General features: G+C 73.5%; 21 protein-coding genes. 13 read left to right on the top strand and 8 right to left on the bottom strand.

The window, feature by feature from the left end; all coding sequences use genetic code 11:
* Positions 1–16 precede the first annotated feature (16 nt).
* The 6 genes from mihF (at position 17) to ABTY61_RS32050 (ending at position 6282) form a co-directional block, all read left to right on the top strand.
* Positions 17–343 (top strand): integration host factor, actinobacterial type, encoded by a 327-nt coding sequence (mihF, locus tag ABTY61_RS32075; RefSeq protein WP_030290269.1) that lies wholly within the window; start codon positions 17–19, stop codon positions 341–343.
* Between the two features lie 49 nt (positions 344–392).
* A complete protein-coding gene (gene gmk, locus ABTY61_RS32070) occupies positions 393–950 on the top strand; it encodes a guanylate kinase (protein ID WP_350508636.1) in 558 nt (185 codons plus the stop codon).
* 37 nt (positions 951–987) lie between these two features.
* Positions 988–1257, top strand: coding sequence for a DNA-directed RNA polymerase subunit omega (gene rpoZ / locus ABTY61_RS32065; RefSeq protein ID WP_188297240.1), 270 nt, complete (start codon positions 988–990; stop codon positions 1255–1257).
* 204 nt (positions 1258–1461) lie between these two features.
* Positions 1462–2691, top strand: coding sequence for a bifunctional phosphopantothenoylcysteine decarboxylase/phosphopantothenate--cysteine ligase CoaBC (coaBC, locus tag ABTY61_RS32060; protein WP_350508635.1), 1230 nt, complete (start codon positions 1462–1464; stop codon positions 2689–2691).
* Between the two features lie 172 nt (positions 2692–2863).
* Positions 2864–4072: a methionine adenosyltransferase gene (gene metK / locus ABTY61_RS32055; RefSeq protein WP_350508634.1), complete on the top strand. Its 1209-nt coding sequence runs from the start codon at positions 2864–2866 to the stop codon at positions 4070–4072.
* 125 nt (positions 4073–4197) lie between these two features.
* Complete coding sequence (locus ABTY61_RS32050) at positions 4198–6282, top strand: primosomal protein N' (protein ID WP_350508633.1); 2085 nt, start codon at positions 4198–4200, stop codon at positions 6280–6282.
* A gap of 194 nt (positions 6283–6476) precedes the next feature.
* On the opposite strand, the gene ABTY61_RS42045 is transcribed toward ABTY61_RS32050, so the two are convergent.
* Positions 6477–7178: a hypothetical protein gene (locus ABTY61_RS42045; protein WP_502895464.1), complete on the bottom strand. Its 702-nt coding sequence runs from the start codon at positions 7176–7178 to the stop codon at positions 6477–6479.
* Positions 7179–7433: 255 nt separating this feature from the next.
* On the opposite strand from ABTY61_RS42045, the gene def reads away from it, so the two are divergent.
* The 4 genes from def (at position 7434) to ABTY61_RS32025 (ending at position 11623) form a co-directional block, all read left to right on the top strand.
* Positions 7434–7979: a peptide deformylase gene (gene def, locus ABTY61_RS32040; protein WP_350508632.1), complete on the top strand. Its 546-nt coding sequence runs from the start codon at positions 7434–7436 to the stop codon at positions 7977–7979.
* 37 nt (positions 7980–8016) lie between these two features.
* Positions 8017–8973 carry a methionyl-tRNA formyltransferase gene (gene fmt, locus ABTY61_RS32035; protein ID WP_350508631.1) on the top strand — a complete coding sequence of 319 codons (957 nt, stop codon included), beginning with the start codon at positions 8017–8019 and terminating at the stop codon, positions 8971–8973.
* A gap of 103 nt (positions 8974–9076) precedes the next feature.
* On the top strand, positions 9077–10537 hold the full coding sequence (locus ABTY61_RS32030) for an RsmB/NOP family class I SAM-dependent RNA methyltransferase (RefSeq protein ID WP_350508630.1): 1461 nt from the start codon (positions 9077–9079) through the stop codon (positions 10535–10537).
* Between the two features lie 60 nt (positions 10538–10597).
* Positions 10598–11623 carry a MerR family transcriptional regulator gene (locus ABTY61_RS32025; RefSeq protein ID WP_350508629.1) on the top strand — a complete coding sequence of 342 codons (1026 nt, stop codon included), beginning with the start codon at positions 10598–10600 and terminating at the stop codon, positions 11621–11623.
* On the opposite strand, the gene ABTY61_RS32020 is transcribed toward ABTY61_RS32025, so the two are convergent.
* The 5 genes from ABTY61_RS32020 to ABTY61_RS32000 all read right to left on the bottom strand — a co-directional run bounded on the left by ABTY61_RS32020 (position 11612) and on the right by ABTY61_RS32000 (position 14646).
* A complete protein-coding gene (locus ABTY61_RS32020; RefSeq protein WP_350508628.1) occupies positions 11612–12013 on the bottom strand; it encodes a hypothetical protein in 402 nt (133 codons plus the stop codon). The genes ABTY61_RS32025 and ABTY61_RS32020 overlap by 12 nt on opposite strands.
* 94 nt (positions 12014–12107) lie before the next feature.
* Positions 12108–13112, bottom strand: coding sequence for a polysaccharide deacetylase family protein (locus ABTY61_RS32015; protein WP_350508627.1), 1005 nt, complete (start codon positions 13110–13112; stop codon positions 12108–12110).
* Positions 13113–13170: 58 nt separating this feature from the next.
* The gene (locus ABTY61_RS32010; RefSeq protein ID WP_350508626.1) at positions 13171–13602 is read right to left on the bottom strand and encodes a sulfurtransferase TusA family protein; all 432 of its coding nucleotides are present in this window, start codon (positions 13600–13602) and stop codon (positions 13171–13173) included.
* Between the two features lie 91 nt (positions 13603–13693).
* The gene (locus ABTY61_RS32005) at positions 13694–14215 is read right to left on the bottom strand and encodes a MarR family winged helix-turn-helix transcriptional regulator (RefSeq protein WP_350508625.1); all 522 of its coding nucleotides are present in this window, start codon (positions 14213–14215) and stop codon (positions 13694–13696) included.
* A gap of 74 nt (positions 14216–14289) precedes the next feature.
* Positions 14290–14646 carry a DUF6204 family protein gene (locus ABTY61_RS32000; protein ID WP_350508624.1) on the bottom strand — a complete coding sequence of 119 codons (357 nt, stop codon included), beginning with the start codon at positions 14644–14646 and terminating at the stop codon, positions 14290–14292.
* Between the two features lie 241 nt (positions 14647–14887).
* Here ABTY61_RS32000 and ABTY61_RS31995 point away from each other — a divergent pair, with 241 nt between their 5' ends.
* Complete coding sequence (locus ABTY61_RS31995; protein WP_350508623.1) at positions 14888–15472, top strand: DinB family protein; 585 nt, start codon at positions 14888–14890, stop codon at positions 15470–15472.
* Positions 15473–15715: 243 nt separating this feature from the next.
* Entirely contained in the window at positions 15716–15877 is a 162-nt protein-coding gene (locus tag ABTY61_RS31990) for a helix-turn-helix domain-containing protein (RefSeq protein ID WP_350508668.1), read from the top strand.
* A gap of 25 nt (positions 15878–15902) precedes the next feature.
* On the opposite strand, the gene ABTY61_RS31985 is transcribed toward ABTY61_RS31990, so the two are convergent.
* A complete protein-coding gene (locus ABTY61_RS31985) occupies positions 15903–17108 on the bottom strand; it encodes a serine hydrolase domain-containing protein (RefSeq protein WP_350508622.1) in 1206 nt (401 codons plus the stop codon).
* Positions 17109–17326: 218 nt separating this feature from the next.
* On the opposite strand from ABTY61_RS31985, the gene ABTY61_RS31980 reads away from it, so the two are divergent.
* On the top strand, positions 17327–17833 hold the full coding sequence (locus ABTY61_RS31980) for a hypothetical protein (RefSeq protein ID WP_350508621.1): 507 nt from the start codon (positions 17327–17329) through the stop codon (positions 17831–17833).
* On the opposite strand, the gene ABTY61_RS31975 is transcribed toward ABTY61_RS31980, so the two are convergent.
* Positions 17725–18405, bottom strand: a complete 681-nt coding sequence (locus tag ABTY61_RS31975; protein ID WP_350508620.1) for a hypothetical protein — start codon at positions 18403–18405, stop codon at positions 17725–17727. The genes ABTY61_RS31980 and ABTY61_RS31975 overlap by 109 nt on opposite strands.
* Positions 18406–18572: the final 167 nt, after the last annotated feature.

Genomic DNA, 18572 nt, shown 5'->3' with positions numbered 1-18572 from the left:
CCCTGAGGTGAACGGCGTGGCTCTTCCGCCCCTTACCCCTGAACAGCGCACCGCCGCGCTCGCCAAGGCCGCCGAGGCTCGCCGGGAGCGCGCCGAGGTCAAGAACCGGCTCAAGCACTCCGGCGCCTCCCTGCACGAGGTGATCAAGGCCGGCAAGAACGACAACGACGTCATCGGCAAGATGAAGGTGTCGGCCCTGTTGGAGTCCCTTCCGGGCGTCGGCAAGGTTCGTGCCAAGCAGATCATGGAGCGCCTCGGCATCAGCGAGAGCCGCCGTGTCCGCGGTCTCGGAACGAACCAGATCGCTTCCCTGGAGCGGGAGTTCGGCGGTGGCGCCGCCTGACCGTGCCCCCGTGGTCCCAGGATCGTCCGCGATCCGGGATAATCGGTGCATGAGTGAGCGTCCGCGGCTGACCGTGCTCTCCGGCCCCTCGGGGGTCGGCAAGAGCACGGTCGTCGCTCATATGAGGAAGATGCACCCCGAGGTCTGGCTCTCGGTGTCGGCCACCACCCGCCACCCGAGGCCCGGCGAGAAGAACGGGGTCCAGTACCACTTCGTCGACAACGACGAGTTCGACAAGCTGATCGCCAACGGCGAGTTGCTGGAGTGGGCCGAGTTCGCGGGCAACCGCTACGGCACCCCGCGTGCGGCGGTGCTGGAGAAGCTGGAGCGCGGCGAGCCCGTCCTGCTGGAGATCGACCTCCAGGGTGCCCGTCAGGTGCGCGAGTCGATGCCGGAGGCCCAGCTGGTCTTCCTGGCCCCGCCGAGCTGGGACGAGCTGGTCCGCCGGCTGACCGGCCGGGGTACGGAGTCGCAGGACGTGATCGAGCGGCGGCTGCAGGCGGCCAAGGTCGAGCTCGCGGCCGAGACCGAGTTCGACACGACCCTTGTCAACACCTCCGTCGAGCAGGTAGCGGCCGAACTGCTAGCCTTGCTCGGTGTAGCCTGACCTGTCAGTCTTTTCCACCCTTTCGGAAGGTTTTCGCGTGTCCTCTTCCATGACCGCGCCCGAGGGCATCATCAACCCGCCGATCGACGAGCTGCTTGAGGCCACCGACTCGAAGTACAGCCTCGTGATCTACGCCGCCAAGCGCGCGCGCCAGATCAACGCTTACTACTCCCAGCTCGGCGAGGGCCTGCTGGAGTACGTCGGCCCGCTGGTCGACACCCACGTGCACGAGAAGCCGCTGTCGATCGCGCTGCGCGAGATCAACGCCGGCATGCTGACCGCCGAGGCGGTCGAGGGCGCCGCCTGAGGCATCCCCGCACCTTTCCCGGAGGGCCGGGCGGAATCGTTTCCGCTCGGCCCTCCGGCGTTTCCGCTCGCCGTCCCTTCGGCGGGGGTGGGGTGCGGTGCTCGGCGGGGTGGGGCGCGGTGCGGGGCGCGACCGGGGGGCCGTAGGGTGATCGCGTTCCCGGGACGTCGGGTGCCCGATGCGGAGAAAGGCCGGTGCCGGTAGATGAGCGCGAGTGCGGACGCCCCCCGCGTGGTCCTCGGTGTCAGCGGCGGGATCGCCGCCTACAAGGCGTGCGAGCTGCTGCGCCGGTTCACCGAGTCCGGCCACCAGGTCACCGTGGTGCCCACCGCGGCGGCGCTGCACTTCGTCGGCGAGGCCACCTGGGCCGCGCTGTCCGGCCGCCCGGCCGCCACCGAGACCTGGGAGCGCGTGCACGAGGTGCCGCACGTGCGGATCGGGCAGCAGGCCGACCTGGTGGTGGTCGCCCCCGCCACCGCCGACCTGATCGCCAAGGCCGCCCACGGGCTCGCCGACGACCTGCTGACCAACACCCTGCTCACCGCCCGCTGCCCGGTCGTGGTGGCGCCCGCGATGCACACCGAGATGTGGGAGCACCCGGCCACCCGGGAGAACGTCGCCACCCTGCGCCGGCGCGGCGTGATCGTGCTGGAGCCGGCCGTCGGGCGGCTCACCGGCAAGGACACCGGCAAGGGGCGGCTGCCCGAGCCGACCGCGATCTTCGAGGCCTGCCGGGCCGTGCTGCGCCGCGGCGGGGCGGTGCCCACCGACCTGGCCGGGCGGCACGTGGTGGTCTCGGCCGGCGGCACCCGGGAGCCGCTGGACCCGGTGCGCTACCTCGGCAACCGCTCCTCCGGCAAGCAGGGCTACGCGCTCGCCGCGACCGCCGCGGCCCGCGGCGCCCGGGTGACGCTGGTCTCGGCCAACGCCGAGCTGCCCGACCCGGCCGGGGTGGACGTGGTGCACGTCTCGACCGCGCTGGAGCTGCGCGAGGCGGCGCTCGAGGCGGCCGCGGACGCGGACGCCGTGGTGATGGCCGCGGCGGTGGCGGACTTCCGGCCCGCCGAGTACGCGACCGGCAAGATCAAGAAGGTCGAGGGGGTCGAGCCGGCGCCGGTCGCGCTGGTCCGCAACCCCGACGTGCTGGCCGAGCTGTCGGCGCACCGCCCCCGTTCGGGTCAACTGGTGGTGGGTTTCGCTGCGGAGACCGACGACGTGCTCGCCAACGGCCGCGCCAAGCTCGCCCGCAAGGGCTGCGACCTGCTGGTCGTGAACGAGGTGGGCAACGGCAAGGCCTTCGGCCAGGACATCAACGAGGCCGTGGTACTGGGCGCGGACGGCAGCGAGACCCCCGTACCGGTGGGCCCCAAGGAGGTCCTCGCGGACGTGGTCTGGGACCTGGTCGCAAAGCGGATGGAACCGGGTCGGATCTGATCGATTCCCGCTCGAATGGCGACGGATTCCCGCTTGAGAACGTTCTCGATTTCCGGAAGCGGGTGACGTTCGGCGGAACCAGCCGGTTAGACTCCAGGAATCAAGTCTTTCCGGATGTCCCCGGTCCACCGGGGGCCTTCAGTCAGCAGCCGCTGCAACCCCAGGGAGCGCTGTGTCTCGCCGCCTGTTCACCTCGGAGTCCGTGACCGAGGGACACCCCGACAAGATCGCTGACCAGATCAGCGACACCATCCTTGACGCGCTCCTGCGGGAGGACCCGACCTCCCGGGTCGCCGTGGAGACGCTCATCACGACCGGCCAGGTGCACGTGGCCGGCGAGGTGACCACCAAGGCGTACGCCCCGATCGCCCAGCTCGTCCGGGACAAGATCCTGGAGATCGGCTACGACAGCTCCAAGAAGGGCTTCGACGGCGCCTCCTGCGGCGTGTCGGTGTCCATCGGCGCGCAGTCGCCCGACATCGCGCAGGGTGTCGACACCGCGTACGAGGCCCGGGTCGAGGGCGACGAGGACGACCTGGACAAGCAGGGTGCCGGCGACCAGGGCCTGATGTTCGGCTACGCGTCCGACGAGACGCCCGAGCTGATGCCGCTGCCGATCACCCTGGCGCACCGCCTCTCCCGCCGGCTGACCGAGGTGCGCAAGAACGGGACCATCCCGTACCTGCGCCCCGACGGCAAGACCCAGGTCACCATCGAGTACGACGGCGACAAGGCCGTCCGCCTCGACACCGTGGTCGTCTCCACCCAGCACGCCAGTGACATCGACCTGGAGTCGCTGCTCACCCCGGACATCCGCGAGTTCGTCGTGGAGCCGGAGCTCAAGGCGCTGGCCGACCAGGGCATCAAGCTGACCACCGACGGCTACCGCCTGCTGGTCAACCCGACCGGCCGCTTCGAGATCGGCGGCCCGATGGGCGACGCCGGCCTCACCGGCCGCAAGATCATCATCGACACCTACGGCGGCATGGCCCGCCACGGCGGCGGCGCCTTCTCCGGCAAGGACCCGTCCAAGGTCGACCGCTCGGCCGCCTACGCGATGCGCTGGGTCGCCAAGAACATCGTCGCCGCCGGCCTCGCCCGCCGCGCCGAGGTCCAGGTCGCCTACGCCATCGGCAAGGCCGAGCCCGTCGGCCTCTTCGTCGAGACCTTCGGCACCGAGACCGTCCCGGTCCTGGCCATCCAGAAGGCCGTCTCCGAGGTCTTCGACCTGCGCCCGGCCGCGATCATCCGCGACCTCGACCTGCTGCGCCCGATCTACTCGCAGACCGCGGCGTACGGCCACTTCGGCCGTGAGCTGCCGGACTTCACCTGGGAGCGCACCGACCGCGTCGAGCAGCTCAAGGCTGCGGTCCAGGACTGACGTCCAGGACTGACGTCCAGGACTGACGTCCAGGCTCTGCCGAGCGGCGCCCACCCCCGTAGCGGGGGCGGGCGCCGCTCCGCTTTGTGCGTCCTGTCGGTGTGACCTGGTAGTACTTGGGAGCGATGAGCAGCACAGGGGAGAACGGGGCCGCCGAGCCGGAGCAGCTGGCCTTCATCCGGGAGACGGTCAAACGGGCCAAGCCCCGGTCGTGGCGCGGGGCCAAGCGGGCCGAGCACCTGCCGGTGGCCCGGGTCGTGGTGGACAAGGGCGTGCTCACCATCGACAAGCTCTTCGACTACGAAGTCCCGGCCGCGATGGCCGAGGAGGCCCAGCCGGGCGTCCGGGTGCGGGTGCGCTTCGGGGCGCGGGTGGTCAAGGGCCAGCGCGAGGGCGGCGAACTGCACGACGGGTTCATCGTCGCCCGGCTGGAGAAGAGCGACTTCGCCGGCCCGCTCGCCCCGCTCGCCCAGGTGCTCTCGCCCGAACCGGTGCTCAGCCCGCAGCTGCTGCGGCTGTGCCGCACCGTCGCCGACCGGTACGCCGGGACGCTCGCGGACGTGCTCCAGCTCGCCGTACCGCCCCGGCACGCCAAGGCCGAGGCCGAGCCCTCCCCGCCGCCGCTGCCGCGCCCTCAGCCCCCGGTGCCGGGCGGCTGGCAGCGCTACCCGGCCGGGCCCGACTTCCTCGGCGCGCTGGCCGGGGGCGGCTCGCCGCGCGCGGTGTGGGCGGCGCTGCCGGGGCCCGGCTGGCCGTACGAGATCGCCCGGGCGGTCGCCGCGACGCTGGCCGGCGGGCGCGGCGCGCTGGTCGTGCTGCCGGACCGGCGGTCGGTCGCCCGGGTCGACCAGGCGCTGACCGAGCTGCTCGGCCCCGGTCGGCACGTGGCGTTGGAGGCCGACCTCGGCCCGCGCGAACGCTACCGGCGCTGGCTCGCGGTCAGCCGCGGCTCGGTGCACGCCGCGATCGGGACCAGGGCCGCCATGTTCGCGCCGGTGCGCGACCTCGGGCTGGTCGTGGTCTGGTCCGACGGCGACGGCAGCCACAGCGACCCCCGTGCCCCCCACCCGCACGTGCGCGAGGTCGCGCTGCTGCGCGCCGCCGAAGAGGGCGCCGCGGTGCTGCTCGGCGGGCACGCGGTGACCGTGGAGGGTGCCCAGCTGGTCGCCACCGGCTGGGCCAGGCCACTGGTCGCCGACCGGGAGACGGTGCGGCAGGTCGCGCCCCGGGTGCGGACCGTCACCGACCAGGACCAGCACCGGGACGCCGCCGCCCAGGCCGCCCGGCTGCCCTCGGTCGGCTGGGAGGCCGCCCGGGAGTCGCTGGCCGCCGGGTACCCGGTGCTCATCCAGGTGCCCCGGCGCGGCTACGTGCCCCGGCTCGCCTGCGGACGCTGCCGCACCCCCGCCCGCTGCCGGCGCTGCGAGGGGCCGCTGGAGGCGCCCTCGGCGGACGCCTCGCTGTGCTGCGCCTGGTGCGGGGAGGCCGAGAACGACTGGCACTGCCCCGAGTGCGGCTCCTTCCGGCTCCGGGCCCAGGTGGTCGGCGCCCGGCGCACCGCGGAGGAGCTGGGCAAGGCGTTCCCCCGCATCCCGGTCCGGACCTCGGGGCGGGACGCGGTGCTGGACACCGTGCCGGACGAGCCCTCGCTGGTGATCTCCACCCCGGGAGCGGAACCCGTCGTCGAGGGCGGCTCCGGGTACGGGGCGGTGCTGCTGCTGGACGGTTGGGCCCTGCTCAGCCGGCCCGACCTGCGGGCCGGCGAGGAGACCCTGCGGCTCTGGCTGGCGGCGGCCGCGCTCGCCCGGCCCGCCACGGAGGGCGGGACGGTGGTCGTGGTCGCCGAACCCTCGGCCCGGCCGGTGCAGGCGCTGGTGCGCTGGGACCCGCTGGGGCACGCCGGGCTGGAACGGGACGAGCGGGCGCAGCTGCACTTCCCGCCGGTGTCGCGGATGGCCTCGGTGAGCGGGAGCCCGGCGGCCGTCGCCGACCTGCTCAATCTGATCCGGTTGCCGGAGGGCGCGGACGTGCTCGGGCCGGTGCCGGTGCCCGCGCTGCGCGGGGAGGAGCAGGAGCGGGCGCTGCTGCGGGTGGCGCCCGGGCAGGGGGCCGCGCTGGCGGCGGCGCTCAAGGCGGCGCAGATCGCGCGGATCGCGCTGCGGACGCCGGAGGCGGTGCGGGTGCGGGTGGATCCGACGGACATCGGGTAGCGACGGGCCGGCGGGTGCGGGTGCGGGTGCGGGTGCGGGTGCGGGTGCGCGGTGTGGCGGGGGCCCGGTGTGGCTGGCGGTGTCGGGCGGTGGGCGACGTCGGGCGGTGGGCGACGTCGGGTGGTGACGGGCCTGCGGGGGCGGGGTGAGTGGGCCACCCCGCCCCGGGTGGCCCGGGCGTTCGGCGGGGTGGGTCAGCCGCGGAGGGGGATGCCGGTGCGGTCGGGGTGCGGGCGGTCGGTGCCGACCCGGTCGATGCCGGGGGTGCGGTCGATGCCGGGGCGGTCGATGGGGGCGGTGCGGTCGACGGGGGTTCGGTCCATGACGGTGTTGCGGTCGAGGGGGCTGCGGTCGATCGGGGCGCCGCGGTCCACGGGGGTCCGGTCGAGGACGTTGCGCTCCAGGCTGGAGCGGTCCAGGCCGCCCTGGCGGGCGGCGGGGACGGTGGCGGCCAGGCCGCCGCGTTCGGCGGGGGCGGGCAGGTCCTCGGAGCGGTCCGGGCGGGCGGGGCCCGGGACGGCGCCGCTGGCGGCGAGGAGCTCGCTGGTCGGGCGGCGCATCCCGTAGCGGCGGTGGACGGCCTGCTTGGTGACCCCGAGGGCGGAGCCCACCGAGTCCCAGGAGAAGCCCAGCGCCCGGTCGAACTCGACCGCCGCCGCCACCAGGGTCTCCACACTCTCCCGCAGCTCCTGCGCCAGGCGCACGGTCGGCGCGGGCGCCCGTCCGTACACCACGAAGCCTGCCGAGGTGCTCGGACGGCGCGGTCGGTAGACGTTGCCCAGTTGGGCGGTGAGCGTCCGCAGCGCGTCGACCTGGCGCCTCACCCGCTCGATGTCCCGCACCAGCAGGTGCAGGCTCGCCCGCGCCCGGGCGTCGTGATTGATCTGCTCGGCCATGGCCTACGTGCCACCTTCCGTACGGTTCAGCTCGGCCGGGGCGCGGTGTCCCGTGCGCCCGGCCCCGGTCAATCTCTCTTGACCAACGCCGAAGCGGGGGCCGGGGTAACGCCGCTCCGCAGACTCGGGATATGCCAGAAGCCGGTGCGGGTGTCCGGGGACGGCCCGTCGGAGCGCCCGGGCGGGTTGCATAGACTTGCCGGGAACCAGCCGTTGCCCACAGCCCGTGCCCACCCGGACAGGAGCCCATACCCCGTGGCGATCCAGCCGATCCGTCTCTTCGGAGACCCCGTCCTGCGGGCCACCGCCCAGCCGGTGACCACCTTCGACAAGGAACTGCGCAACCTGGTCTCCGACCTCACCGACACCATGCTCGACGCCCCCGGCGCCGGCCTCGCCGCGCCCCAACTCGGCGTCTCACTGCGGGTGTTCACATACCACGTGGACGGCGTCACCGGGCACCTGATCAACCCGGACCTGTCGCTCAGCGAGGACGAGCAGGAGGGCCCGGAGGGCTGCCTCTCGCTGCCCGGGCTGCGCTACGACACCAAGCGCGCGTACGGCGTGGTGGCCAAGGGCTTCAACATGTACGGCGATCCGGTCACGCTGGAGGGCACCCAACTGCTCGCCCGGTGCATCCAGCACGAGACCGACCACCTGGACGGCATCATCTTCATCGACCGGCTCGACCGGGAGCAGCGCAAGGCCGCGCTGAAGGCCATCCGGGAGGCGGAGTGGGGCGCCGGGCCGGCGCCCGTCGTCAAGGTCTCGCCGCACAGCACCTTCGGCTCCGCGCGCTGAGTTCGTTCTTCGATTTCCGTATGCAGAAAGGCACTTGATGCGTCTCGTCTTCGCCGGCACCCCCGAGGTCGCCGTTCCCGCCCTCGACGCGCTGATCGCCTCCGACCGGCACGAGGTCGTCGCGGTGGTCACCCGTCCCGACGCCCCCGCCGGGCGCGGGCGCAAGCTGGTCGCCAGCCCCGTCGCCCAGCGCGCCGAGGAGGCTGGGATCGAGGTCCTCAAGCCGGCGAAGCCGAGTGACCCGGACTTCGTCGCCCGGCTCACCGAACTCGCCCCCGACTGCTGCCCGGTGGTCGCCTACGGCGCGCTGCTGCGCCCCGGCACCCTGGAGATCCCGAAGCACGGCTGGGTCAACCTGCACTTCTCGCTGCTGCCCGCCTGGCGCGGCGCGGCCCCCGTCCAGCACTCGGTGCTGGCGGGCGACGAGGTGACCGGCGCGTCCACCTTCCTGATCGAGCAGGGCCTGGACTCCGGCCCGGTCTACGGCGTCATCACCGAGGAGGTCCGGCCGAGCGACACCAGCGGTGAGCTGCTCACCCGGCTGTCCCTGTCCGGCGCCCGGCTGCTGGTGGCCACCATGGACGGCATCGCGGACGGCTCGCTGCATGCCGTGCCGCAGCCCGCCGAGGGTGTCACGCTCGCGCCGAAGATCACCGTCGAGGACGCCCGGATCGACTGGAACCACCCCGCGCTGCGGATCGACCGGGTGGTGCGCGGCTGCGCGCCCGCGCCGGGCGCGTGGACGGAGTTCCGGGGCGAGCGGCTCAAGGTCACCGGGCCGGTCAAGCTGCTGCCGGAGGCCGCCGAGCTGGCGCCCGGTCAGGTCGCGATGGCCGGCAAGAACAGCGTGCGGGTCGGGACGGGGTCGCACGACATCGAGCTGGGGGAGGTGCGTCCGCAGGGCAAGAAGGAGATGCGGGCGGCCGACTGGGCGCGTGGGGCGCGGCTGGAGGAGGGGGAGCGGTTCGGGGGCGGGGCCGGCTCCGAGAGCTGACCGTCGGGTTTGGCGTTACTGTTCGTTGAGCTGTTCGTTTGAATTTTTGTTTGAATGTTCGTTTGAGATCTTCCGATAACCATCGCAGCACTTTGAGGCACCTGTGAGCACCCCCAGCAACCCCGGCACGTCCAGCAGCACCGGCGGCAAGCGCGCCCCCCGTCCGCACCGGCGGCCGAAGAAGGACCCGGCCCGGATCGTCGCCTTCCGCGCGCTGCGCGCCGTCGACGAGCGGGACGCGTACGCCAACCTGATCCTGCCCTCCCTGCTCCGCGAGGCCGAGCAGAAGGGCATGGACCGGCGCGACGCCGCCCTCGCCACCGAGCTGGTCTACGGCACCCTGCGGCTCCAGGGCACCTACGACGCGGTCATCGCCGCCTGCATCGACCGGCCGCTGAGCAAGGTCGACCCGCCGGTGCTGGACGTGCTCTCGCTCGGCGCCCACCAGCTGCTCACCACCCGCATCCCCAGCCACGCGGCCGTCTCGGCGACCGTCGAGCTGGCCCGGGTGGTGCTCGGCGACGGCAAGGCCAAGTTCGTCAACGCCGTGCTGCGCCGGATCAGCGCCCACGACCTGGACGCCTGGATCGAGCGGGTCGCCCCGCCGTACGACAAGGACGCCGAGGACCACCTGGCCGTCGTGCACTCGCACCCGCGCTGGGTGGTCTCCGCGCTCTGGGACTCGCTCGGCCGCTGGCAGCCGGACGCCTCCGGGCGCAGCGCGATCGAGGAGCTGCTGCGGGCCGACAACGCGCGGCCCGAGGTCACCCTGGTCGCCCGGCCCGGCCGGGCGACCGTCGGCGAGCTGGCCGAGGTGCTGCCCGAGGCCGAGCCCGGGCGCTGGTCCCCGTTCGCGCTGCGGCTCGCCGAGGGCGGCGACCCGGGCACGCTGACCGCCGTCCGGGAGAACCGGGCCGGCGTGCAGGACGAGGGCAGCCAGCTGGTCGCGCTCGCGCTGGCCGCCGCGCCGCTGGAGGGGCCGGACCGGCTCTGGCTGGACGGCTGCGCCGGACCGGGCGGCAAGGCCGCGCTGCTCGGCGCCCTGGCCGCGGCGCGGGGCGCGGGGCTGGTCGCCAGCGAGAAGCAGCCGCACCGGGCCCGGCTGGTGGCGCGGGCGCTGGAGGGCAACCCCGGCCCGTACACGGTGATCGCGGCGGACGGGACGCGCCCGGCCTGGCGCTCCGGCGGCTTCGACCGGGTGCTGGTCGACGTGCCGTGCTCCGGCCTGGGCGCGCTGCGGCGCCGCCCGGAGGCGCGCTGGCGGCGCCGGCCCGCGGACGTCGCGGCCTTCGGCCCGCTCCAGCGGGACCTGCTGCGCTCGGCGATCGAGGCCACCCGGGTCGGCGGCGTGGTCGGCTACGCCACCTGCTCGCCGCACCTCGCGGAGACCCGGGCGGTGGTCGACGACGTGCTGCGCGAGGAGGGCGGCCGGGTCGAGTGGATCGACGCCCGGCCGCTGCTGCCCGGCGTTCCGGCGCTCGGCGACGGGCCGGACGTGCAGCTGTGGCCGCACCTGCACGGGACGGACGCGATGTACCTGGCGCTGCTGCGGCGGACCGCCTGAGGCCCTGCCGACGCCTTCGGGGTTGCATCTCTCGTAGGGGGAGGCGGCAGGGTGGTGGGCATGAACGGCGACATCCTCTCCCCGGTCAACCCCGTGCGCGCGGTCGGTGAGTTGCACACGATCGGCGAGTTGGCCCGGCGGACCGGGCTGACGGTGAAGACCGTCCGCTTCTACTCGGACCAGGGGATCGTGTCGCCGGCCGACCGCACCCCGGCCGGCCACCGGCGGTACGGCGCGGACGCCGTCGCCCGCCTGGATCTGGTGCGCACGCTGCGCGAACTCGGGCTCGGCTTGCCGGAGGTCCGGCAGGTGCTGGAGCGCGAGCGTGCGCTGTCGGAGGTCGCGGCGGCGCACGCCGCGGCGCTCGACGTCCGGATCCGGGTGCTGCGGCTGCGGCGGGTGGTGTTGCGGGCGGTGGCCGCGCGCGGGGCGACCGAGGAGGAGTTGACGCTGGTGCACCGCTTGGCACGGTTGACCGAGGACGAACGGGGGCGCCTGGTCGGGGAGTTCCTGGCCGAGGTGTTCGGATCGGAGGGCGGCTCCGGCGGGGTGGCCCGGTCGTTGACACCCCAGCTGCCGGAGGATCCGTCGGTCGAACAGGTCGAGGCCTGGGTGGAGCTGGCGCAGCTGGCCGGGGACGACGGGTTCCGGGAGCTGTTGCGCGGGCTGGCGGAGGGCGAGGCCGCGGAGGGCGGTGCGAGTCCGCTGCCTCGACCCGGTCTGGCCGTGCTGGTGCGGGAGACGGCCGGTCCGGCGGTCGCGGCCGGGGTGGACCCGGAAGCGGCTGAGGCGGCGCCGGTGGTGGCCGCCCTGCTGGAGCGGTACGCGGGGATGGTGGGTACCGAGGGAGTGGACGCTCCTTTGCGCGCCCGGCTGGCGGAGCGGTTGCGGGCGATGGCGGATCCCCGGCGGGAGCGGTACCTGGTGCTGCTCGCGGTGGTCAACGGATGGGTGGCGCCGGAGAGTTCGGCCGAGGTGCTGGACTGGGCGGCGCGGGCCGTCGGTGCCTCTGGGGCCCGGCGTCCGGGGCCTGGGGTTTCGGGGCCCGGGGTTTCGGGGCCCGGGGTTTCGGGCCTAGGGTCGTAGGGGAGGCGGGCCCGGGCAGTTGGTGAGGAAGGCGTGGGCCTGGGCGCGGAGGTGGTCGACCGGCGGATCCTCGCAGATCACCTCCAGGCCGAGCGAGGCGTTTCCGCCCAGGTGGTGGGAGGACTGGTAGGCGAGGTACGGGCGGTGGCCGTCGTCGGGGTCCAGTCCGACGGCGAGGGTCGCGAAGAGGGTGCGCTCCTTCTCGGTGCGGGCGAACTCCGTCCGGGAGAGCGTCCATTCGAACTCGTACGGTTCGGGCTCGGCGGGCAGGTCGAGGAAGGCCTGGGCCAGTCGGCGGACCTCGTCCGGGCCGGCGAAGGGGAGCGACTCCGACCAGGACGGCGCGGACGCCAACAGCTCCCACTCGGCACCGTTGTGACGAACGGTCAATTCCCACTCGCCTTGCTGGTCGAACCATTGGCAGCTGAGGATCGGATCCATGGTGGTCAACCTCCCTGTGGGGCCGGGCCGTTACGTTTTCTTCTCATCGTGGCACACCGGGCGGGCGGGGGTCGCGCGACGTGACCCGTCCTCGGGCGGCTTGCCAGGCTTCCTGAAGTGCGCGGTAGCCGAGCACGGTGATCGCGTGTTCGGCGAGCAGGCGGTGGGCCTCGGGGGAGACCAGGAACTCGTAGTCGGTGCGGCGGACCCGCCAGCCGTCGTCGGTCGGGTGGTTGGCCGGGTGGTTGGTCGGGCGGGTGGTCGGGTGGTTGGTCGGGGTGGCGGTCGGGCTGTCGGCCGTCGGGATGCGGAAGGCCGGGCCGGTGGCGAGGCTCGGGTGGACGGCCCACTCGGTCAGGCCAGGGGGGAGGGTCGCGAGCAGGTGGGCGTAGTGGGCGGGCTTGTCCTCCAGCGGCACCGCGAAGCTGTCGAGGAAGCCGTGGTCGACCACCGGCAGGCCGCGCTCGCGCAGCCGGTTCAGGGCGGGCGGCAGCCACACCCGCACCGCCAGGCCGTACTCGGCGCCGAGGGCGAGGGTGAGGTCCAGGACGTCCTCGCGGCCGCCGTCGGCCAGGCAGTGGAAGTCCAGGTGGGTCGGGCTGAGGCCGCTCGCCGCGACCGCGTCGATCTGGGCGCGGAACTCGCGCTCCACGTGGTCGAGTTGCGCGTTTGCGGCGAGGGCTTCCCGGCCGGCCGGGGTGGGGGCGTGGAACTCGCCGGCCGGGTCGAGCAGGGAGGGCACCCGGTCGCGGGCGGTGAGCGGCCCCCAGCGCAGGTGCGGTACCTCGCAGACCAGGGTGAGGTGGATGCCGAAGGGGATCTCCGGGTGGCGGCGCAGGAGGCGGAGCGCGTGCGGGGCGGCGTGACAGGGGGTCATCAGGCTGCAGGAGGCGGCGATGCCCTGCCGGACCGCCTCGACGACGGCGAGGTTGACGGACTCGTCCAGGCCCAGGTCGTCGCAGTTGATCAGCAGGAGCCGGGCCTCGGGCGGGTGGCCGAGGAGGCGGTTGGCGTGCGGACCGTCCGGGGTGTCGACTGCGGTGGGCATGGGGGCAGTCTTCACCGGGGGAGGGGGCGGGCGCGCGGGGATTTCTGCCCGGTCGGGCTCAGTCGGTCTGGTTCGGGGTGGGGTTGGGGGTGTCCGGGGTCGGGGCGGAGGTGGCGGCGGGGGTCGGGTGCCACGGGCGGCCCGGTCGGGTCTGGACAGGGGCGGAGGTGAGGCGCAGGGCGTACACGTCGTGGTCCGGGGCCGTGGAGGGGATCGGACCGAGGTACTCGTGACCGGTCAGGTGGCACCAGGCGGGGAGGTCGAGCGGGGCGGCCGGGTCGGTGGTCAGGATGTGGACCACCGCGCCGGCCGGGAGGTGGGCGATCTGCTTGCGCAGGCGGAGCAGCAGTTGGACGCAGAGCAGGCCGGTGCCGTCGACGGTGAGGTCGGGGGCGGTGGTCGCGGGGGCAGTGTTCGCGGGGGCGGAGGCGGAGGCGGGGGTCGCGGGGGCGGCGGCGTTGCGGACGGCGTGGTCGGGAGTGCGGGTCATGGCGCTGTGCTGCCCTTCGCGGGGTGCGTCGTGGTGCGGGTGAGCCAGGTGGTGCGGGTGCTACGGGTGGTGCGGGCGTTCCGGGTCCAGCCTAGGGCCTGGGGATGTGGCGGTGTTCGGGGGCGGTGCCGCCGAGGCGGGTGAGCAGGGCGGAGAGCTGGGTGAGGTCCTCGCTGCTCCACTGGCCGGGGGCGAAGTGGTCGGCGGCGACCTGACGGGCGGTGTGCAGCATCTCGGCGAGCCGCTCGCGGCCGGTCGGGGTGAGGGCGGCGTAGGCGACCCGGGCGTCACGGGCGGCGGCCTCGCGGGCCACCAGGCCGATCCGCTCCAGCGGGGCGAGGCCGCGGGTCACGCCGGAGGCGGTGAGGCCGAGGGCCTCGGCGAGGTCGACCCGGCGCATCCGGCCGCCGGGGGCCTGGGCCAGATGCAGCAGCAGGGTGAAGTCGGACAGGCTCACGCCGTGCAGGCCGCTGAGGCTCGCGTCGAAGCGCTTGACCAGGGCGGTCTGGGCGCGGACCAGGCGCAGCGCGGTGTCGAGCGGGTCGGGCCGGGGGCCGGGGTCGGGGTCGGGGTCGGGGTCGGGGTTGGCGCTGGGGTTTGTGGGGCTTGTCATTGCCACCTCCTTGACTGCTCAAGTATAGGCATGCGCGGAGCCGTCAAGGAGGTGGCAGAGGGGGAGGGGGTCGGTCAGCCGGTGGCGTTGGCGGCGCGGCGCTGTCGCTTGCCGAGGGGTGCCTGGGAGAGGTCCTCGGCCTGGGAGCGGAGGTTCTTGTAGCCGTAGCCGCGGTCCGTCAGCCAGGACTGCGCCGCCTGCTCGGCCCGCTCGGTGGCCTCCAGGATGTCCTCCTCGGCCTCGCCCGCGTCCAGGAAGCGGAAGGTGAAGGCGGTGCGTGCGGTGAGGTCGTAGCTGAGGTGGCCCTCGCGAGTGAAGGCGGCGTGCAGGACGTCGTGCTCGGGGGCGGCGGCGTGGAGTTCGGCGCGTTGCTCGTCGCTGAGGCCGTCGAAGACGCCGCGCACCATGATGCGGAAGGTTCGGGTGGTCATGCTCCGACGATAGGCAGTGGAGGCGGCGGATCGCCAATGCGATTCCGCGGTCGCGGCGGGAGGGGCGGAGCGGGCGAGGTCACCGGCGGTCGGCCGGGGCGGGGAGGCCTGCCGCGAAGGACTCGACGGCGGTGGCGCGGAGCTCCGGCGGCAGTGGGGCGGCGGTCAGGACGCGAACGGCGGTCCGGGGCTCGTTGCGGACCATTGAGGCCGCGAGCAGCCCATGGCAGGCTCAGGTCGCATGATCGATGAATTCGCGAAGGACAACCTGCACGGGAGACTGCGGCGAGACCGCGAGGCGCTGCTCTGGAAACTTGACGGCTTGTCCGAATACGATGCCCGCCGGCCTCTGACAGCGACCGGGACCAACCTCCTCGGCCTGGTCAAACATGTGGCCACCGTCGAGGCCAGGTACTTCGGCGAGGTCTTCGACCGCCCTTCCCCGGAACCGCTGCCCCGCTGGCAGGACTCCGACGGCAGCGATCAGTGGGCGACCGAGGACGAGACCCGCGATCAGATCATCGGGTTCTACCGGCGCACGTGGGACCACTCGGACGCGACGATCAACGAGCTTCCCCTCGACGCCCCTGGCCACGTGCCTTGGTGGCCGGAGCCCTATTCCGACACGAACCTGTTCGCCATCATGGTCCATGTCCTCGGCGAGTCCATCCGGCATGCCGGGCACGCCGACATCCTGCGCGAGGGCCTCGACGGTCGGACCGGTTTGCGCGCCGAACACGAGAAGCAGATCGACGAGGAAGTCCGCGCGGCCTACCGCGCGAAGATCGAGCAAGTCGCCAGGTCGGCCGCACGAATCAAGGCTTAGCCGTCCGCAAGGTGGCGGGAGACCGCTTGATGTGACGACACGTCACATCCTGATCAAACCCTTGCCGGCGGTCACCACTGCCGGACGGCACCTCGCAGAGCAATCCTCGGAATGGCTCGCAAACTACAAGTCGAAACCCAAGGTCGCAGACGGCGGACTCGCAATCCATCCGTTGAAGTCACAGCCGGGTCGGCGGGGTTCGGGGCGTCCTGCCGGCAAGTGGATTAGGAGGGCTGGGGGTTGGTGCCGGCCGGGGTCGAGCACCTGGTGCGGGAGCACGCGGCGGCGGTGGCCCGGTGCGCGGAGCGGGTCGGCTTCGACGACGCCGCCGACTTCGCCGCCTTCTTCCGACGGCTCGCCGGGGAGTCGCCCGGCCGCTGGCGCGAGGCCGCGGCCGGGCGCTGAACCGGTGGTGACGCCTTGACGGAGGTCAGCGGGCAAAGGGGCCGAAGACGGTGGCCGCCAGGCGCAGGGCCTGGGGCGGCGTGCCGCCGCTGGAGCCGACGGAGTAGACCAGGCGCTTGCGCAGGTCCGGGGTGGCGAAGTAGCCGCCGGAGTAGCCGAGGTCGTGTCCGGTCTTGCCCCAGAGCACGGTGCCGTCCTGCAAGGGGAGGGACAGCAGCCCGGCGCTGTAGCAGGCCTTGCCCTTGTCCGGCCCCAACCGGCAGTCGTCGGTGCCGTGGTAGGGGAGCAGCTGCCCGGAGGCGTCGCGCGGCAGGGTGAACAGGTCGTGCAACTGCTGCGGGGGCAGGAGTTCGCCGTCGAACAGGGCGCCCAGGAAGCGGTCCAGATCGGCCGGGGTGGAGATCATCGATTCGGAGTTGCCACCCTGCTCGGAGACGTCCGTCGGGACGCCGGCGTTGCTGTCGAGGTATCCGGGCAGGTGCGGTTCGGGCATCTGCGGCGCGCCACCGGTCAGTTCGGTGTGCCGCAGGTGGAGGGGGGCGAGGATGCGGGTGCTCACCTCCTGCTGGAGCGAGTGGCCCGTCACGCGTTCGACGAGCAGGCCGGCCAGGCGGTAGTTGAAGTTGTTGTACTCCTGTTCGGTGCCGGGTGTGGTCGGCACGGGCCAGGTCCGGTCGGTGGGCCGCAGGGTGCGCTGGACGACCTCGTCGAAGGTCTCGATCGCGAAGCGCTGGGCGATCAGGCCGTCGTGGTCGGTGTCCTTGACGCCTGCCGGGCCCTCGACGGCCTGCGGCAGTCCGCTGGTGTGGTCGAGGAGTTGGCGGACGGTGACCGGCTGGTAGAGCGGGCTGCCGTCCGTTCCGTCGGGCAGTACCCCGGGTAGGTACTGCTGGACGGTGCCGTCGAGGTCGATCCGCTGCTCGGCGGCCAGCTGGAGCACCACGGCGGCCACGAAGGTCTTGTTGATGCTGCCGATCCGGAAGGTGGCGTTCGGTGCGACCGGCTGCCCGCTCACCGGGTCGTCGGCGGTGCCGCGCCAAGTCCGGCCGTCGACCGTCACCCGAGCGAGCGCACCCGCGATGGGATCCCCTGGTCGGGCGGCTATGGCGGCGTCGAGGGCGGCTCGGTCCGGGCCGCCCCGGGGCGCGGTGCCGTCGGCGAGGGCGGCCGTGGGTGTGGCGGCGAGGACCAGGCCGGCGAGGGCGAGGGCGGTGCGCTTGGCGATGGGCACGGTTTCTCCGGAGCTGGTGGGGTGGGTGGCTTCTGTGGTGTCAGCCTTGGAGGGACGCTATGTGACGTCAAGTCAGTTTCTCCGTTCGGCAATCGGTCGTCGGCGTTCCGGATCGCTGCCGCTCGGCCGAGGAACCGGCGGTCGGCGCGGGGCGTCGTGGTCGGGGGTGTGACGTGCTGCCAAGTCGACGGAAGGAGCGGAGGACGGGTGTGGGGTTGATGCGTGACGGACATGGTGCGCCTCCGTGGTCCCGGGTGGGTGGCCCGCTGGTGCTCGCGGGAGTGGGCTGGCTGTGCAGCGCGCAGATGATGTTCGCGGACGACGGCGTACGCGCGCTGGTGAGCAACTGCCGGGACAGTCCGGGCACGGCGGTGTACGTGCTGCCGTTGGCCTGGGCGGGCCTGGTGCTCGGGGTCGTAGCGGTGTGCTGGGGCGGCTGGCAGCTGGTGGCGGCCGGCCGGCGGAAGGAGTTGCGGATCGGTCTGCGGCAGGTGGCGCTCTGCGTGGTGCTGCCGGTCGCGGTCGTCGCGGTGCCGCTCCAGTACGCGCTGGCGCAGACTGCGGTGCGGGACAGCGGCTACCGGCACAGCAGCTGTTTCGGGCTGGGTCAGTTGGGTCAGGGGGCGGACGGGGTGGGCAGTTCGACGGAGTGGACGGCGAAGCCACCGCTGGTGACAGGGGCGAAGGGGGCCAGCGCCATGCAGGTGCCGACCACGGGCTGGTAGGGATTGCCGTCCTTGTCCACGTCCGCGTTGCCCACACCCCAGGAGAAGCCGAGGCGATCCCGCCCGTGGCCGTGGGCGTCGTAGACGCTCAGGCCTATGCGCTGGCCGACCGGCATGACGTCGGACTTGGTGATCACGGCCGTCAGGGTGGCGACGGGGCCGCCGGTGGCGAGGCAGTCGACGGTGGCATCGGCCTCGTGGACCTCGGTGGTCCCGACCACGTGGTGGGAGAAGTGGACGGTGCCCCGGGCGTCGGTGGGCAGACCGTGCGGGATGCCGGGGAGCGGGCGGCTGCCGGGGGCGCCCTCCGCATCGACGGTGAAGCGGATCTCGTCGTCCGGGCGGAGGGCGTAGTGGATCCGGCCGGAACCGCTGACCCGGGCGGCGGTGGTGGCGGTGGTGGTGGCGGCGGGGTCGGCGGAGGGGGCTGCTCCTGCCGGGGCGGATGCGGTGACCGCCACGACGGCGAGCCCCGCGAGGGCGGCCGCGGCGGTACGGGTGGCCCGGGTGCGGAAGGTGCGGGCGGTACGGGCGGTACGGAGGGCGGGGGAGGTGCGGAGAGTGCGGAACACGGTGGAGACTCCCTTCTGCGGCGGCCGGGGTGGCCGCCGTCTCGGTGACTCCAAGACTGATCGCTGACACCCTCTCCGCACATGTGCCGATCGGCATAAAGCGATCACCGAGTCCGGCGTGTGACCCTGCCACGGCGCCCTGGTTCTGCCGGCCGTTCAGGGTGGAG

The sequence above is a fragment of the Kitasatospora sp. NPDC096128 genome (assembly GCF_040303105.1).
In the GTDB taxonomy this organism is placed as follows: domain Bacteria; phylum Actinomycetota; class Actinomycetes; order Streptomycetales; family Streptomycetaceae; genus Kitasatospora.
This window is presented reverse-complemented; position numbering and strand designations above follow the sequence as displayed.